The 16,067-nt window shown below is 71.1% G+C and carries 12 protein-coding genes; 8 read left to right on the top strand and 4 right to left on the bottom strand.

Features of this window, described 5'->3' with window-relative positions:
* Positions 1–27 precede the first annotated feature (27 nt).
* The gene (locus ACWA7K_RS12285; RefSeq protein ID WP_456161694.1) at positions 28–1,194 is read right to left on the bottom strand and encodes an NAD(P)/FAD-dependent oxidoreductase; all 1,167 of its coding nucleotides are present in this window, start codon (positions 1,192–1,194) and stop codon (positions 28–30) included.
* Positions 1,195–1,214: 20 nt separating this feature from the next.
* Positions 1,215–1,886: a GntR family transcriptional regulator gene (locus ACWA7K_RS12280; RefSeq protein ID WP_456161693.1), complete on the bottom strand. Its 672-nt coding sequence runs from the start codon at positions 1,884–1,886 to the stop codon at positions 1,215–1,217.
* A 257-nt stretch (positions 1,887–2,143) separates the two neighbouring features.
* Between ACWA7K_RS12280 and ACWA7K_RS12275 the strand changes: the two genes are divergently transcribed.
* From ACWA7K_RS12275 to aldA, 3 genes are all read left to right on the top strand, one after another.
* The gene (locus ACWA7K_RS12275) at positions 2,144–2,752 is read left to right on the top strand and encodes a QcrA and Rieske domain-containing protein (RefSeq protein WP_456161692.1); all 609 of its coding nucleotides are present in this window, start codon (positions 2,144–2,146) and stop codon (positions 2,750–2,752) included.
* Positions 2,753–2,820: 68 nt separating this feature from the next.
* Entirely contained in the window at positions 2,821–4,557 is a 1,737-nt protein-coding gene (locus ACWA7K_RS12270; RefSeq protein WP_456161691.1) for a PQQ-dependent dehydrogenase, methanol/ethanol family, read from the top strand.
* Positions 4,558–4,622: 65 nt separating this feature from the next.
* Complete coding sequence (gene aldA / locus ACWA7K_RS12265; protein ID WP_456161690.1) at positions 4,623–6,056, top strand: aldehyde dehydrogenase; 1,434 nt, start codon at positions 4,623–4,625, stop codon at positions 6,054–6,056.
* A gap of 22 nt (positions 6,057–6,078) precedes the next feature.
* Here the strand turns inward: aldA and ACWA7K_RS12260 are convergent, their stop codons facing one another.
* Both ACWA7K_RS12260 and ACWA7K_RS12255 read right to left on the bottom strand, forming a co-directional pair.
* Entirely contained in the window at positions 6,079–7,431 is a 1,353-nt protein-coding gene (locus tag ACWA7K_RS12260; RefSeq protein ID WP_456210123.1) for a Fic family protein, read from the bottom strand.
* Positions 7,432–7,556: 125 nt separating this feature from the next.
* Positions 7,557–9,134: a class I adenylate-forming enzyme family protein gene (locus tag ACWA7K_RS12255; RefSeq protein ID WP_456161688.1), complete on the bottom strand. Its 1,578-nt coding sequence runs from the start codon at positions 9,132–9,134 to the stop codon at positions 7,557–7,559.
* 217 nt (positions 9,135–9,351) lie between these two features.
* Here ACWA7K_RS12255 and ACWA7K_RS12250 point away from each other — a divergent pair, with 217 nt between their 5' ends.
* From ACWA7K_RS12250 to ACWA7K_RS12230, 5 genes are read left to right on the top strand one after another with little or no spacing between them, the layout of a single operon-like run.
* Positions 9,352–10,371: a TRAP transporter substrate-binding protein gene (locus ACWA7K_RS12250; protein ID WP_456161687.1), complete on the top strand. Its 1,020-nt coding sequence runs from the start codon at positions 9,352–9,354 to the stop codon at positions 10,369–10,371.
* 7 nt (positions 10,372–10,378) lie between these two features.
* Positions 10,379–12,259, top strand: a complete 1,881-nt coding sequence (locus tag ACWA7K_RS12245; RefSeq protein ID WP_456161686.1) for a TRAP transporter large permease — start codon at positions 10,379–10,381, stop codon at positions 12,257–12,259.
* Positions 12,260–12,292: 33 nt separating this feature from the next.
* A complete protein-coding gene (locus ACWA7K_RS12240) occupies positions 12,293–14,044 on the top strand; it encodes a thiamine pyrophosphate-binding protein (protein ID WP_456210121.1) in 1,752 nt (583 codons plus the stop codon).
* A gap of 46 nt (positions 14,045–14,090) precedes the next feature.
* On the top strand, positions 14,091–15,272 hold the full coding sequence (locus tag ACWA7K_RS12235; protein WP_456161684.1) for an acyl-CoA dehydrogenase family protein: 1,182 nt from the start codon (positions 14,091–14,093) through the stop codon (positions 15,270–15,272).
* Positions 15,269–16,042: an SDR family NAD(P)-dependent oxidoreductase gene (locus ACWA7K_RS12230; protein ID WP_456161683.1), complete on the top strand. Its 774-nt coding sequence runs from the start codon at positions 15,269–15,271 to the stop codon at positions 16,040–16,042. Before ACWA7K_RS12235 ends, ACWA7K_RS12230 begins: the two co-directional genes overlap by 4 nt.
* The last annotated feature ends 25 nt before the right edge of the window (positions 16,043–16,067 follow it).

Genomic DNA, 16,067 nt, shown 5'->3' with positions numbered 1-16,067 from the left:
CGGCCCTGAGCCTGACCTGATCGAGGCTCAGGGCTTGCGCCCGGCCTCGAACCTCACCGGCGCGAACCGCGCCGGATCGACGCCCTGATCGGCCAAGACGGCCGGCAGGGCGTTGTCGTTCAGGAGCGCCGCTGCGAGCGCCGCCGCACCGGCGGCCGACTGGATGCCGTAGCCGCCCTGGCCGGCCAGCCAGAAGAAGCCCGGCACGTGCGCATCCGGCCCGATCACCAGCTCGCCATCGGCCGCGAAGGTGCGCAGGCCCGCCCAGGTGCTGGCGGGGCGGCGGATCGACAGCGTCGTCGCCGCCTCGATGCGGTGGATGCCCAGCGCGATGTCCAGCTCCTCGGGCCGCACGTCATGCGGCACGGCCGGATCGGCATTGGCCGGCGAGCCCAGCAACCGGCCGGCATCGGGCTTGAAGTACCAGCCCTCGTCGACACCGACGACGGCCGGCCAGCCCGACACGTCGGCGCCGTCCGGCGCCGCGAAGGTGAAGGCGCTGCGGCGGCGCGGTTCCAGCCCGAGCGGCGTGGCACCGAACAACACGGCCACCTCGTCGGCCCAGGCCCCGCAGGCATTGACGATGCAGCCGGCGCGCAGCACCTGGCCGTCCTCGAAGGTGACGACCCAGGCCGCCCCGTCGTGGCGGGCCTCGCGCGGCGCCGTGCGGGTGCGCAGCTCGCCGCCCAGGCGCTTCAGGCCGCGCAGGTAACCCTGGTGCAGCGCGTGCACGTCGATGTCCTCGGCGGACGGGTCGAGCAGCGCGCCGACCAGGCCGTCGCGGCGCAGGCAGGGCACCCGCGCGCAGCACGCGTCGGCATCGATCACCTGCAGTGCCAGGCCGGTGCCGGCCAGCTCGTCGCGCAGCGTGGCCAGCAGCGTCTCCTGGCCGCTGAAGGCGACGTACAGCACGCTGCGGGGCGTCAGCAGCGGTGCGGCGTCCTCGGGCAGGAAACCGGCCGGTGGCCGTTCGTAGAAGGCCCGGCTGGCGCGGGTCAGCGCGCGCACGCCGGGCGGGCCGTAGCTCTCCATGAACATCGCCGCCGAGCGGCCGGTGGCGTGCCGGCCGGGCTGGTCCTCGCGTTCGGCCAGAACGACGCGGCGGCCGTGATGGGCTGGTGTCGAGGCCAGCGTCCAGGCCAGCGACGCACCGGCGATGCCGGCACCCAGGATCAGCACGTCGCAGTCGGGCATGGCCAGCTCAGGTCACCGGCTCAGGTCACCGGCTGATCACCCGCCGCGAGCCGCGCGATCATGAAGTCGGCGGCGGTCGTGACATGCGCGCGTGTCAGCGCCTCGGCCTGCGCGGCATCGCCACGTGCGACCGCGTCGAGCATGCGCTCGTGTTCGTCCCAGATGTCGCGCGGCTTGTCGTCGCGCAGCAGCACCTGGCCCATCACGCGCTGCATGTAGGTCAGGTGCGGCGCCAGCGTCGGCACGACCAGCGTGTTGCCCGACAGCTCGTGGATGAAGGCGTGGAACTTCATGTCGGCCGCGATCATGCGTGGCACCGAGCCGGTGTTCGCGGCCTTGCGGCCGGCCTCGATCAGCGCCGGTCCGAGCTTGGCAGCGCGTTCCGCACCGCGCAGCGCGGCCTGGCTGAAGGCCATGCCCTCGATCACCGCGCGCATCTCGTACATCTGGCGCACGTAGTCGGCATCGAGCGGCGCCACGATCAGCCGGCGCCCCGGCGCATCGCGCAGCACACCCTGGCTCAGCAGCAGCGCCAGCGCCTGCTGGACCGGCTGGCGCGACACGCCCAGCTGCTCGGCGATGCGTTCCTGCACCACCCGTTCGCCGGGGGCCAGGGCGCCGGCGGCGATCTCCTGAAGGATCGCGTCGCGGACCTGGTCGACGAGGTTGGGCTGTGCGGTCAGTTGCTTCATGCGCGGACTCCCGGTACGTCGGGCCACCCCGGGATGGGGCGGCAGGCGTCGACCGATTCTAGGGTCCGCCAGCGCCGCGCTGTAGCCCGCTACATCCTGGATGCTGCTTTCTACACACAGAACTCTGAATTCAGAACGCACTCGGGATAACACTGGTTATGGAACTCTGAATTCAAAAATAGGATGGCGTCCATGCCTTCGGGCCGGGTCGCTGGATGTGGTGGCGCCGCCCGGCCAGTCCTTCCGGAGATCCGCCCATGTCCACCCCCACGAGCTGTTCCTGCACCTGCGCACACGCGCCGCTGGCCGATGCCGCCGGCGCGCGTGCCATCGACCTGCCGCGTCGCCGCGTCATCGGCCTGGCCGCCGCCGGCCTGGCCGCGCCGCTGGTGCGCGCCGCCGCGCCGTCGCAACCGCTGGCCGGTGACCTGCTGGTCGAGGAGGACGCCGAGGGCGCCCCGGCGCCGCTGCGTGTCACCGACCTCGCGATCGGCAAGCCGCTGCTGGCCTTCCCCTGGGACAAGGCCGGCGGCAAGCCGCGCGACGACACCCGCCTCAACAAGATCGTGCTGGTGCGCTTCGCCGAAGCCGACCTGAACGCTGCCTCGCGCCAGCGTGCGGCCGGTGGCGTGCTGGCCTTCTCGGCCATCTGCACCCACCAGGGCTGCGACGTGAAGACGTGGCTGGCCAAGGAGAAGCAGCTGATCTGCTACTGCCACTCGTCGAAGTTCGCGCTGCTCGACGGCGGCAGCGTCACCAGCGGCCCGGCCAACCGGCCGCTGCCCGCGATTCCCCTGGCGCTCGACGGTGACCGGCTGGTCATCGCCGGGGCCTTCACCGCGCCGCCGGGTGGCAACCCGGCGTGATCCCCGAGTCCGACCCGCAAGACGTTTTCACCCGCCCGACCCGACCCCATCCAGAGGAGACAGAACCCATGAACCACGCCTTCAAGCCCCTGGCCGCCGCCGCCCTGGCCGTGGCCGCGCTGGCCGCCCATGCCGACACCGAGCTGGGCCCCTACACGCCGGTGACCGATGCCCGGCTGGCCAACCCCGAGCCGGCCAACTGGCTGCAGTACCGCGGCAACTACGGCGGCTGGGGCTACAGCCCGCTGGACCGCATCAACGACAAGAACGTCGGCAAGCTCAAGCTCGCGTGGTCGATGGCCACCGGCCAGACCGAGGGCCACCAGTCGCCCCCGATCGTCAACAACGGCTACATGTACGTGACCACGCCCGGCGCGCAGGTCATCGCGCTGGACGCCGTCAGCGGCATCGAGCTGTGGCGCTACAAGAAGGAGCTGCCGGCCGACCTGATGCAGCTGCACCCGACCAACCGCGGCGTGGCGCTGTACGGCGACAAGGTCTACATGGCGACGGTCGACGCGCACCTCGTCGCGCTCGACGCCCGCACCGGCAAGGTCGCGTGGATCCAGGCCGTCGGTGACCCGAAGGCGCTGCAGTACATCACCCTCGCGCCGCTGGCGGCCAAGGGCAAGATCATGGTGGGCTCGTCCGGTGGCGAGACCGGCGTGCGCGGCTTCGTCGCGGCCTTCGACGCCAACACCGGCAAGGAAGCCTGGCGCACCTACACCACCGCCGCACCGGGCGAGCCCGGCGGCGACACCTGGCCCGGCGAGACCTACAAGAACGGCGGCGGCAGCATCTGGATCACCGGCACCTACGACGCCGCGACCAATCTCGCCTACTGGGGCACCGGCAACCCGGCGCCGTGGCCGACCGAAGGCCGCAAGGGCGACAACCTCTACACCACCTCGGCGATCGCGCTGGACGTCGACACCGGCGCCATCAAGGGCCATCACCAGTACCACCACAACGACGCCTGGGACTGGGACGAGGTCTCCGCGCCGGTGCTGATCGACACGGAGGTCAAGGGCCGCAAGGTCAAGGCCGCCGTGCACGCCGGCCGCAACGGCTACCTCTGGATGCTGGAGCGCCAGGCCGGCGGCAAGATCGGCTTCATCGACGCCATCCCCTACGTCCACAACAACGTCTTCACCAGCATCGACAAGAAGACCGGCCGTCCGACCTACGACGCCAGCAAGACTCCGGGCATGGGCAAGGCGGTGGGCTTCTGTCCGTCTCTGTGGGGCGGCAAGGACTGGCCGCCGGAAGCGTGGAACCCCAAGACCGGGCTGTTCTACATCCCCGCCAACAACAACCTGTGCGCCGAACTGCCGGCCGCCGATCCGGTCAAGTACAAGAAGGGTGACCTCTACATCGGCTACCCGATCGAGGGCGTGCTGGGCAGCCTGCGCTACAAGGACGGCAAGACCCCGTCGACCATCGGCGAGCTGCAGGCCTGGGACCTGAAGACCGGCAAGATGGCCTGGGTCCACAAGTTCGACACCCACCTGTGGGCCCCGCTGCTGACCACCGGCGGCAACCTGCTGTTTGCCGGCGGCACCAACGACCGCCAGTTCCGCGCCTTCGACGCCAGCACCGGCAAGGTGCTGTGGCAGCACACCATGCCTTCGGGCGTCACGGCAGTGCCGACTTCCTTCGAGGTCGGTGGCGAGCAGTACATCGCCGTGCAGGCCGGCTGGGGCATCGACGCCCAGCGCATGCAGGCCGGCATCGACTCGCTGACCGGCAAGCCCAAGGCGGTTCCGCAAGGCGGCACCGTGATGGTCTTCAAGCTCGACAAGTGAGCCACCCCCGGGCAGCCCGGCGTGGCTGCCCGTTCCATCCCAACGGTCAACTGGAGACATCGACCATGGAACGCTTCGAACGCAACTACATCGACGGCGAGTGGGTCACGCCCTCGTCGACCCGCACCCTCGACGTGCTGAACCCGTCGACGCTGGAACGCATTGCCGCCGTGCCCGATTCGGACGCGACCGACATCGACCGCGCCGTCGCCGCCGCCCGTGCCGCGCAGCCGGCCTGGGAGCGCCTGCCCGCCATCGTGCGCGCCGGCCACATCCGCAACGTGGCCAACAAGCTGCGCGAGCACAAGACCCGCCTGGCGCGCCGCATCTCGCTGGAGCAGGGCAAGATCCTGCCGCTGGCCGAGGTCGAGATCGACTTCACCGCCAACTACATGGACTACATGGCCGAATGGGCCCGTCGCATCGAGGGCGAGATCCTCAACAGCGACCGTCCCGGCGAGACCATCTACCTGCACCGTCGCCCGATCGGCGTGGTGGCCGGCATCCTGCCGTGGAACTTCCCGTTCTTCCTGATCGCCCGCAAGATGGCGCCGGCCCTCGTCGCCGGCAACACCATCGTGATCAAGTCGAGCGAGGAGACGCCGCTCAACGCCTTCGACTTCACCGAGCTGCTGGCCGAATGCGGTCTGCCCAAGGGCGTCTTCAACCTCGTCAGCGGCGGTCGTGACACCGGTGCCCGCCTGGCCGAGCACAAAGACGTCGGCCTGATCTCCTTCACCGGCAGCGTCGGCACCGGCATGAACATCATGTCGGCCGCTGCGCGCAACCTGACCCGCGTGAACCTCGAACTGGGCGGCAAGGCCCCGGCCATCGTGCTGGACGACGCCGACCTCGACCTGACCGCCAACGCGCTGTTCAACTCGCGCGTGCTCAACACCGGCCAGGTCTGCAACGCCGCCGAGCGTGTCTACGTGCAACGCGCCGTGGCCCAGCCGCTGGCCGAGCGCGTGACCCGCCTGATGGCCGAGGCCCGCTACGGCAACCCGCTGACCGACGCCGGCCTGCACATGGGCCCGCTGATGAACCAGGGCGCCGTCAACAAGGTCGCCTCGCTGGTCGACGCCGCCCGCCAGAAGGGCGCCCAGGTGCTGACCGGCGGCCGCGTCGCCGACCGTCCGGGCTTCCACTACGAGCCCACCGTGCTGGTCGGCTGCACCGACGACATGGACGTCATGACCAAGGAGATCTTCGGCCCGGTCCTGCCGCTGCGCGTGGTCGACGAGCTCGACGAGGCGCTGGCGCTGGCCAACGACTCCGAGTTCGGCCTGACCTCGTCGATCTTCACCCGCAACCTCAACCTGGCCATGAAGGCCACCCGCGAGCTGCGTTTCGGCGAGACCTACGTCAACCGCGAGCACTTCGAGGCCATGCAGGGCTTCCACGCCGGCCGCCGCAAGAGCGGCATCGGCGGCGCGGACGGCAAGCACGGCCTGTACGAGTACATGGAGACCCAGGTGGTCTATCTGCAGACGCCGTGAGGCATCTGGCCGGTCGGCCGCCCTAGCGGGGCCGACCGGCATCCAGCCAGCGCTGTGTCATGCCGCGCGCCAGGTTGTAGCGGGCGCAGTTGCCGGGCGTGAGATGGTCCAGCTCGGTCTCCGCGACCGCACGCAGACCGGCCAGATCGGCCGGGTCCACCGGCACATCCGTCAGCGCGTCGGCGAGCGTGCGGCGATGGAAGACGACGAACTGCATCAACTCGTTCAGCGTCTGCCGGTAGCGCGTGCGCAACGGGTCCGGCAGGGCCAGCGACTCGCGCAGCACGCCGTACTTGCGGATCGAGCGTCGGTAGATGAACTCGAACAGGTCCACCGCAGCTGCCACGTTGCATTGTTCGTAGACACCCAGCATGGCCGTCGCGTAGTCGGCCCGTGTCACGTCCAGGAAGGACAGGGGCGCGCAGTTGTGCAGCATCAGCGGCAGGTTGGCCGCCAGACGGCTGGTGCGCTTGTTGCCATCCACGAAGGGCTGCAGATAGGCCAGCTGGATCCACAGGAAGAAGGCGGCCTCCACCGGGTTGCGGATCTGCCGGGCCTTGTCGACGATCGAGGCCAGCGTGTCCGCGAGCAGCGAGGGGATGTTGCTCGGCGAATAGACCGATCCGTCGATGTTGACCAGCCGTCGCCGGATGCTGCCGATGTCGCGCGAGTCCTTCAGCAGGTCGCGCATCAGCTTGGCCTGCAGGTCGATGATGACGGGCACGGTGATGCCCTCGGTCGGCACGGCATCGACCATGAACTCGATGGCGTCCTTGTGGTTGAGCAGCATCAGGTCATCCGCATCGAGCGGACCCGGCTGCTCCCCGATCTCGAACAGCCGCTGCGTGTCGAGCAGGCTCCGGTTGTTGCCTTCCAGCCGCGATGACGACCATGAAAGGTCGATCAGCAACTGCTCCAGCACCTCGCGGGCATAGGTGCCGGCGGGCTGCTGATCCGGGCTGCGGCCCGCCTTGAAGAGGTCCGCTGCCAATGTCGGTGGCAACAGCGCGGACTGGTTCGGGACGTAGTCGGCCACGAAGCGGCGGTCATGACCGACGGGGCTGCGGGTGCCCAACGGCGCCTGCAGCGATGCCACGAGCGGTCGCGCGGCGGCAGACCACGCCAGTGGCGCAGGTCCCGCCGCCACGGAGAACTCGTCTGCCGCCGGTGTCCACCAGCCGCGAACCTCGGCGTCCTGCCGCGCCGCGAGCGTGGCTTCGTAGCGGGTCGAACGACCGTCTCCGATCCGGCTCAGCAGGCCGTCTGCCACCAGGTCCCGCAAGGTCCGATTGAGCGTCGGGCGTGACAACCCCAGGGACTCCGCGAGCTCGCCGGGCGGCAGGGGCTGCGCGGCATCGAGGACGTGGCGCAGCACGGCCTCATGGCGGGCCGTGAGGGGTGGGGCGCTCTTCGTGGGGCTGGGCTTGAATCTTGTCACCGTGACAAGAATAGGCCGGAATCTTGTCAAGTTGACAAGATTCCCGGCCTGTCGAGGCGATGTCAGGCACCTGCCCCGACCGCCAGCCGGTCACGCAGCACGCGGTGCAGGATCTTGCCGGTGGCCGTGCGGGGCATCTCGGATTCGGTCACGAAGCGGATGGCCTGCGGGCGCTTGTAGCCGGCCAGGCGGGTGCGGCACCACTGCAGGACCTCGTGTTCATCGAGGGTCTGGCCCTCGTGCAGCACGACGACGGCCTCGACGGCCTCGCCCCACTTGTCGTGCGGCACGCCGATCACCGCGACGTCCTTGATCTTCGGGTGGGCGCCCAGGATGCTCTCGACCTCGGACGGATAGATGTTCTCGCCGCCGCTGATGATCATGTTGCTCTTGCGGTCGACCAGCGTGATGTAGCCGTCGGCGTCGCGCAGGGCCATGTCGCCGACCGAGCACCAGGCGCCGCGGAAGGCCTCGGCGGTCTTCTCGGGGTTGCGCCAGTAGCCGTCGAAGACGTAGGGCGTGCGCGAATGCAGCTCGCCGACCTCGCCGTCGGGAACCTCGCGGCCGTCGGCATCGAGCAGGCGGATGGCGCCCGAGCCGGCCCATTCGCGGCCGACGGTGCCCAGCCGCTCGATCTGTTCCTCGGGCCGCAGCAGCGTGACCCAGCCGGCCTCGGTCGAGCCGTACAGCTCGTAGAGACGGCCATTGCGGAAGTGCTGGAGGATCGCCAGCTTGGTGTCGCGCCGGGCCGGGGCCGACGAGATCATCAGCTTCTCGACCGCGCTGACGTCGTGGCGCGCCTTCACCTCGGCGGGCAGGGCCAGCATCATGATGTAGTGGGTCGGCACCAGCGACGTGAAGGTGACGCGCTCGCGGGCCAGCGTGGCCAGCAGGGCCTCGGGGTCGAAGCTCTTGCGGTCGTCGATCACGCAGGTCGCGCCCAGGTGCGTGAAGGTGTGGCTGAAGTACAGCGAGTTGGCGTGGCACATCGGCATCACCAGCAGCGCGGTGTCGTCGCGCGTGAAGCCCATCTCCAGCGCGGTGGCCAGGGCGATCAGCGTGTTGCCCTCATGGCTGCGGATGGCGCCCTTGGGCCGGCCGGTGGTGCCCGACGTGTACATCAGCGCGCAGGGGTCGCCCGGGCGCACCTCGGCCGGATCGGCGGATGCGACGGCCGCATCGACCGAGTCGATCAGCGCCTCGTAGCCCTGCCAGCCTTCGGGCGTGGCGTCGCCGCCGAAGTGGATCCAGCCGCGTGCGGTGATCGACGCCAGCGTGCCGCGCAGCGGCGTGACGCGGTCGAGCAGGTCGTCCTGCACGATCAGCGCGCGGGCCTCGGCGTGTTCGGCGATGTAGGCGATCTCCGGCGCCGTCAGGCGGAAGTTGACCGGCACGGCGACCAGGCCGGCGCGCGCCAGGCCGGCGTACAGCTCCATCCATTCGACGCAGTTGTAGGCCAGCAGCACGACCCGGTCGCCCTTGACAAGGCCCAGGCCCTGCAGGCCGGCGGCCAGGCGCGCGGCGCGCGCGTGCCATTGCGCGTAGGTGAGGGCGCGGCGCGAATCGCGGACGCCGAGCTTGTGCGGATGCAGGCGGGCGTGGGTGGCCACGGCATCCGCGACGGTGAGCAGGTGGTTCATCGGTTGACTCCGGGTGGGGCGGTGGGCCTGAGGCGCGCGCACGGACGCACGCACCGCAGGACGGTGATGCGCCGATCTTAGAACTCTGAATTCAGAGTTCGCTTCGGGAATCCACGTAGACTGGTACTCTGAATTCAGAATACGATTGCCGCCGATCGGATCGCGATGACGACGCGCATCCGCCACGTGACGACGCACCTCGAACCTGGAGACGACGATGGAACTGACCCGCAGAAACTTCCTGGCCGGCAGCGCGGCCACCGGACTGGCCGCCTGCAGCGGCGTGGCACTGGCGCAGGCCAACCGGCCGGCCGAGTTCCGGCTCAAGCTCGGCACCGACCTGCCGGCGACGCACTCGGTCAACGTGCGGCTGCAGGAAGCCATCGCCGCCATCGCGGCGGAGACGCAGGGTCGCGTGGCCATCGAGCTGTTTCCCAACAACCAGCTGGGCAGCGACTCGGACATGATGTCGCAGATCCGTTCGGGCGCACTGGAGCTGGCGACCTTCCCCGGCACCGTGATGTCGACGCTGATCCCGGTCACCGCGATCACCGGCGTGGGCTTCGCCTTCAGCGGCTACGACAAGGTCTGGGCGGCGATGGACGGCGCGGTGGGCAACCACATCCGCGCCTCGATCGAGAAGATCGGCCTGGTGCCGTTCTCGACCGTGTGGGACAACGGCTTCCGCCAGATCACCACCAGCACCAGGCCGATCCGCACGCCCGACGACCTGAAGAACTTCAAGATCCGCGTGCCGGTCGTGCCGCTGTGGGTGTCGATGTTCAAGACCATCGGCGCCGCGCCGGTCAGCCTGCCGCTGGCCGAGGCCTACCAGGCCCTGCAGACCAAGGTCGCCGATGGCCAGGAGAACCCGCTGGCGCTGATCGACTCGGCCAAGTTCTACGAGGTCCAGAAGTACTGCTCGCTGACCAACCACTCGTGGGACGGCTTCTGGTTCGTCGCCGGCGGCAAGGTCTGGAAGTCGATCCCGGCCGACCTGCAGCAGGTCATCACGCGCCACGTCAACGCCGCCGCCCGCAAGCAGCGCGACGACATCGCGCGCGCCAACCTCGACCTGCAGAAGCAGCTCGAAGGCAAGGGCCTGGTCTTCAACGCGGTCGACAACAGCGCGTTCCAGAAGGCGCTGGTGGCCGGCGGCTTCTACGCCCAGGCCAAGGAGAAGTTCGGCGCCGAGGCCTGGTCGCTGCTGCAGCCCTTCGCCGGCCAGATCGGCTGAGACCGCGATGAGCGCCACCCTCTCGTCGCAGCCGGCCCTGCCGGTGGCCCCGTCCTCGCGGCCGGCCGCCTGGGCGGGTGCGCTCGACCGCGTGCTCGGCACGGCACTCGAAGCCGCCGCCGCGCTGCTGATCGTGGCCGAGGTCGCGATCCTGCTGGCCGGCGTGCTGGCGCGCTACCTGTTCGGCGCGCCGCTGGTCTGGTCCGACGAGGCCGCCTCGCTGCTGTTCCTGTGGCTGGCCTGCCTGGGTGCGGTGGTGGCCTTCCGGCGTGGCGAGCACATGCGCATGACGGCGCTGGTGGCCAGCCTGGGCCCGTCGGCACGGGCCTTTCTCGACACGCTGGCGATCGTCGTGTCGATCACCTTCCTGGCGCTCAACGTCGGGCCGGCCTGGGAACACGCGGTCGACGAGGCGATCGTCACCACGCCGGCACTCGACATCTCGGCCGCCTGGCGGGTCTCGGCCTTGCCGGTCGGTCTGGCGCTGATGGCGCTGATGTCGCTGCTGCGGCTGGCCGCCCGGGCCCGCCCGGCCCACATCGGCGCGGCCGTGCTGACCACCGCGCTGGCCTGTGGCGGGCTGTGGCTGGCGCAGCCGCTGCTGCAGGGCCTGGGCCACCTGAACCTGGTGATCTTCTTCGTCGGCATCACCGCCGCCACCGTGCTGGCCGGCGTGCCGATCGCGGTCGGCTTCGGGCTGGCGACCTTCGGCTTCCTGTCGCTGACCACCCACGTGCCGGTCGGCGTGATCGTCGGCCGCATGGACGAGGGCATGTCCCACATCGTCCTGCTGTCGGTGCCGCTGTTCGTGTTCCTGGGCCTGCTGATCGAGATGACCGGCATGGCGCGCGCGATGGTCGCCTTCCTCGCCGCGCTGCTAGGCCATGTGCCTGGCGGCCTGCAGTACGTGATGCTGGGGGCGATGTATCTGGTCTCGGGCATCTCCGGCTCGAAGGTCGCCGACATGGCGGCGGTCGCGCCGGTGCTGTTCCCGGAGATGCGCCAGCGTGGCGCACGTGACGGCGACCTGGTCGCGCTGCTGGCGGCCAGCGGTGCGCAGACCGAGACCATCCCGCCCAGCCTGGTGCTGATCACGATCGGCTCGGTCACCGGCGTGTCGATCGCGGCGCTGTTCACCGGCGGCATGTTGCCGGGCCTGGTGATGGGCCTGGCGCTGTGCGCGGTGATCGGCTGGCGCTACCGCACGGAGGACCTGTCGCAGGTCCGGCGTGCCCGCCTGGCCGAGATCGGCCGCGCCTTCGGGGTCGCGCTGCCGGCCATCGCGCTGCCCTTCCTGATCCGCGCGGCGGTCGTCAACGGCGTGGCCACCGCCACCGAGGTGTCGACGCTGGGCATCGCCTATGCGCTGCTGGCGGGGCTGCTGATCTACCGCCGCACCGACTGGTCGCGGCTTGGCCCGATGCTGGTCGAGACCGCCGCGCTGTCGGGCGCCATCCTCTTCATCATCGGCACCGCCACCGGCATGGCCTGGTCGCTGACGCAGTCGGGCTTCTCGCGGGCGCTGGCGCAGACCATGGCGACGCTGCCGGGCGGTGCGGGCATGTTCCTGGCCGTGTCGATCGTGGCCTTCGTGATCCTGGGCAGCGTGCTGGAAGGCATCCCGGCGATCGTGCTGTTCGGCCCGCTGCTGTTCCCGATCGCCCGCCAGGTCGGCGTCCACGAGGTCCATTACGCGATGGTCGTGGTGCTGGCGATGGGCGTGGGCCTGTTCGCGCCGCCGTTCGGCGTCGGCTACTACGCCGCCTGCGCGATCGGCCGGGTCGATCCGAAGGACGGCATGCGCCCGATCGTCGGCTACGTGCTGGCGCTGCTCGCCGGGCTGGCGCTGGTCGCCGCCGTGCCGTGGCTGTCCACCGGCTTCCTCTGAACCCACGGCCGCCAACCGGCCCGGATGCTCCGCATGACCCTTGCCTCCTCGACCACCCCGCAGGTCTCCGAACGCAGCGCCGCCGCGCTGGTGGCACGCTTCCTGAAGGCGCGTGGCGTCGACCGCGTGTTCGCGCTGTGCGGCGGCCACATCATGCCGATGTGGATGCGGCTGGACGCCGAAGGCATCCGCATCGTCGACGTGCGCGACGAACGCGCCGCCGTCTACATGGCCCATGCCCATGCCGAGCTGACCGGCGGCCTGGGCGTGGCGATGGTGACGGCCGGCCCCGGCGTCACCAACGCGATGACCGGCATCGCCAACGCCCATGTGGCGCGCGCACCGGTGCTGGTGCTGAGCGGCACGCCGCCGCGGGCGCAAGAGAACCGCGGCGCGCTGCAGGACATGGTCCACACCGACTTCGTCCGGCCGCTGACGCGCAGCGCCCGCACCGTGCGCGAGCCCGACCTGGTGCTGCAGGAACTCGACGAGGCGGTCGCCCGTGCGCTCGGCGAGGCCGGCGGCGAGCCCGGTCCGGTCTACCTGGACTTCCCGGTCGACACGCTGCGCGCCGAGGTCAGCGCCGCCGTGCAGCTGCCCGAGCTGTTCGCGCCCAAGGCCCGCCACCGGCTGCTGCCCGATGCGGCCACGATCGACGCCGCCGTCGAGCTGCTGTGGTCGGCGAAGCGGCCGCTGGTCATCTCCGGCCGGGGGGCGCGTGGGGCCGGGCCCGAGCTGACGCGGCTGCTGGATGCGCTGGGCGCCCTCTACCTCGACACCGGCGAGAGCCGCGGCCTGGTCGCCGAGGACCACCCGTCGGTGGTCGCCGCGATGCGGGGCTCGGTGATGGCCGAGGCCGACCTGATCCTGACCGTCGGCCGGCGGCTCGACTTCCAGCTCGCCTACGGCTCGCCAGCCGTGTTCGGTGCGGCCCGCTTCGTGCGCATCGCCGACTGCGCCGCCGAGCTGCGCGACAACCGGCGCGGTGTCGCCGAGGTGCTGGCCACGCCGGCCGCTGCGCTGGCCGCGCTGGTCGAACGGGCCGGCGCGCGCCGCCCGGCGGTCGACCGCGACTGGACCCGCAGCGTGCGCGAGAAGCACCAGGCGCGGGCCGACAAGCTGGTCACGTCGATGCGCCAGGCACCGGCGGGGCCGGACGGCCTGATGCACCCGAACCGCCTGCTGGCCGCGCTGCGCGAGGCCTTGCCGCACGACGCGATCGTGGTCGCCGATGGCGGCGACTTCCTCAGCTTCGCGCGGGTCGGCCTGCCGGCCTCGACCTACCTCGACCCCGGCTCGCTCGGCTGCATCGGCATCGGCACGCCCTTCGGCATCGCCGCCAGCCTGGCCTGCCCGGGCCGCACGGTGGTGGTCGCCACCGGCGACGGCTCGTTCGGCTTCAACGCGATGGAGATCGACACCGCCGCGCGCCACCGGGCGCCGGTGCTGATCGTCGTCGCCAACAACGGCAGCTGGGCGATCGAGGTGCGTGACCAGCAGGAGACCCACGGCAAGGTCGTCGGCACGCGGCTGCAGTTCGCCGACCACGCCGCGATGGCGCGCGCCTTCGGCCTGCACGGCGAACGGGTCGAACGGGCCGAGGACCTGGCCCCGGCCATCGCCCGCGCGCTGGCCGCCGTCGCCGATGGCCGGCCGGCGCTGCTCGACGTGCTGGTGACGCCTGACGCGGCCTCGTCGGATGCCAAGTCCGGCCTGGCCTGGGTGCCCGACCTGCAGGCGCTGGGCGCCTGGGACGAGGCCGAACGGGCCTGGCGTCGCGGCTGACCGGCCGGTCGATCCCGCTCCAACCTTCCACCTTCTCGAACCCGTCATGGACCTCTTGCTGCCCCCCGAGCTGGACGCGCTACGCGCGCGCATCCGCACCTTCATCGCCGACGAGATCATCCCGATGGAAGGCGACCCGCGCAGCGGCGCGCACGGCCCCGACGAGGGCCTGCGCGAGGAGCTGATCGCGCGCGCCCGCCGCGCCGGCCTGCTGTCGCCGCACGCGTCGCGCCAGCACGGCGGCATGGGCCTGAGCCACGTCGGCCGTGCCGTCGCGTTCGAGGAGGCCGGCTACTCGATGCTCGGCCCGGTCGCGCTGAACGTCTTCGCGCCCGACGAGGGCAACATGCACCTGCTGGAGGCCGTCGCCACGCCGGAACAGAAGGAGCGCTGGCTGCGCCCGCTGGCCGCCGGGCGGATCCGCTCGTGTTTCTGCATGACCGAACCCGCGCCGGGCGCCGGCTCGGACCCGTCGATGCTGCGGACCACGGCGACGCCGGTCGCGGGGGCCGATGGCCAGGCGGAAAGCTACGTCATCGACGGCCTGAAGTGGTTCATCACCGGGGCCGACGGGGCCCGGCTGGGCATCATCATGGCGATGGTCCCGGAGGTCGGCGCGACCATGTTCCTGGCCGACATGGACACGCCCGGCATCACGCTGGAACGCAACATGGACACGCTCGACCGCTGCTTCCCGGGCGGCCACGGCGTGGTGCGGTTCACGGGCCTGCGGCTGCCGGCCTCGGCCATCCTCGGCGAGGTCGGGCAGGGCTTCCGCTACGCCCAGGTGCGGCTGTCGCCGGCCCGCCTGACGCACTGCATGCGCTGGCTCGGCGCGGCCCGCCGGGCCCATGACATCGCGGTCGCCTATGCGCGCAGCCGCATGGCCTTCGGCAAGCCGATCGGCCAGCACGAGGGCGTCGGCTTCCAGCTGGCCGACAACGAGATGGACCTGCACGTCGCGCGGCTGACGATCCGCCACTGCGCCGAGGTGCTGGACCAGGGCCATCTGGCGCTGCAGGAGTCCAGCCGCGCCAAGGTGATCGTGTCCGAGGCGGTCTGGCGCGTGGTCGACCGCTGCGTGCAGGTGCTGGGCGGGCAGGGCGTGACCGGCGAGACGGTGGTCGCGCGCATCTTTGCCGACATGCGCGCCTTCCGCATCTACGACGGCCCGAGCGAGGTGCACCGTTGGAGCCTGGCCAAGCACATCGTCAAGGGCACACGATGAGCGGCGGGCCTGACTTCCGGCTGGACGGCCGCACGGCGCTGGTCACCGGTGCCTCCAGCGGCCTGGGCCGCCATTTCGCCCATGTGCTGGCGCAGGCCGGCGCGACGGTCGTGCTGGCCGCGCGGCGGGCCGACCGGCTCGAAGAAGCGGTCGCGCAGATCGCGGCGGCCGGTGGTTCGGCCCATGCGCTGGCGATGGACGTGACCGACGCGGCCAGCGTGCGCGCCGCCTTCGACGTGCTGGCCGCCCAGGGACTGTGCGCCGACGTGGTCGTCAACAACGCCGGCATGGCGGTGTCGCGGCCGTTGCTGGCGCAGACCGAGGCCGACTGGGACGGCGTCGTCGACACCAACCTGAAGGGCGCCTGGCTGGTCGCGCAGGAAGCGGCACGCCGGCTGGTGGCGGCCAACCGGCCGGGCAGCATCGTCAACATCGCCTCGATCACCGGCGAGCGCGTGGCCGGCGGTGTCGCGCCGTACTGCGCGTCCAAGGCCGGCCTGATCCAGCTGACCAAGGCGCTGGCGCTGGAGCTGGCGCGGGTGGGCATCCGCGTCAACGCACTGGCGCCGGGTTATGTCTCGACCGAGCTGAACGCGGATTTCCTGGCCTCCGGTGCCGGCGAGCGGCTGCGTTCGCGCATCCCGCAACAGCGTTTCGGCCGGCTCGACGACCTCGACGGCCCGCTGCTGCTGCTGGCCAGCGAGGCCGGCGCCTTCGTCACCGGCAGCGTGCTGGCGGTCGACGGCGGGCACCTCGTCAGCAGCCTGTGAACCCTTCCGGAACCCCGATCCGCGC

It is taken from the genome of Leptothrix mechoopdaensis (SeqCode) (assembly GCF_053893855.1).
This window is presented reverse-complemented; position numbering and strand designations above follow the sequence as displayed.

What these genes read in the sequence shown, in the direction of transcription:
- ACWA7K_RS12240 (WP_456210121.1), top strand. Translation starts at nt 12,293, where the DNA reads ATGACCCTTGCCTCCTCGACCACCCCGCAGGTCTCCGAACGCAGCGCC.
- aldA (WP_456161690.1), top strand. Translation starts at nt 4,623, where the DNA reads ATGGAACGCTTCGAACGCAACTACATCGACGGCGAGTGGGTCACGCCC.
- ACWA7K_RS12250 (WP_456161687.1), top strand. Translation starts at nt 9,352, where the DNA reads ATGGAACTGACCCGCAGAAACTTCCTGGCCGGCAGCGCGGCCACCGGA.
- ACWA7K_RS12275 (WP_456161692.1), top strand. Translation starts at nt 2,144, where the DNA reads ATGTCCACCCCCACGAGCTGTTCCTGCACCTGCGCACACGCGCCGCTG.
- ACWA7K_RS12285 (WP_456161694.1), bottom strand. Translation starts at nt 1,194, where the DNA reads ATGCCCGACTGCGACGTGCTGATCCTGGGTGCCGGCATCGCCGGTGCG.
- ACWA7K_RS12245 (WP_456161686.1), top strand. Translation starts at nt 10,379, where the DNA reads ATGAGCGCCACCCTCTCGTCGCAGCCGGCCCTGCCGGTGGCCCCGTCC.
- ACWA7K_RS12235 (WP_456161684.1), top strand. Translation starts at nt 14,091, where the DNA reads ATGGACCTCTTGCTGCCCCCCGAGCTGGACGCGCTACGCGCGCGCATC.
- ACWA7K_RS12270 (WP_456161691.1), top strand. Translation starts at nt 2,821, where the DNA reads ATGAACCACGCCTTCAAGCCCCTGGCCGCCGCCGCCCTGGCCGTGGCC.
- ACWA7K_RS12255 (WP_456161688.1), bottom strand. Translation starts at nt 9,134, where the DNA reads ATGAACCACCTGCTCACCGTCGCGGATGCCGTGGCCACCCACGCCCGC.
- ACWA7K_RS12230 (WP_456161683.1), top strand. Translation starts at nt 15,269, where the DNA reads ATGAGCGGCGGGCCTGACTTCCGGCTGGACGGCCGCACGGCGCTGGTC.
- ACWA7K_RS12280 (WP_456161693.1), bottom strand. Translation starts at nt 1,886, where the DNA reads ATGAAGCAACTGACCGCACAGCCCAACCTCGTCGACCAGGTCCGCGAC.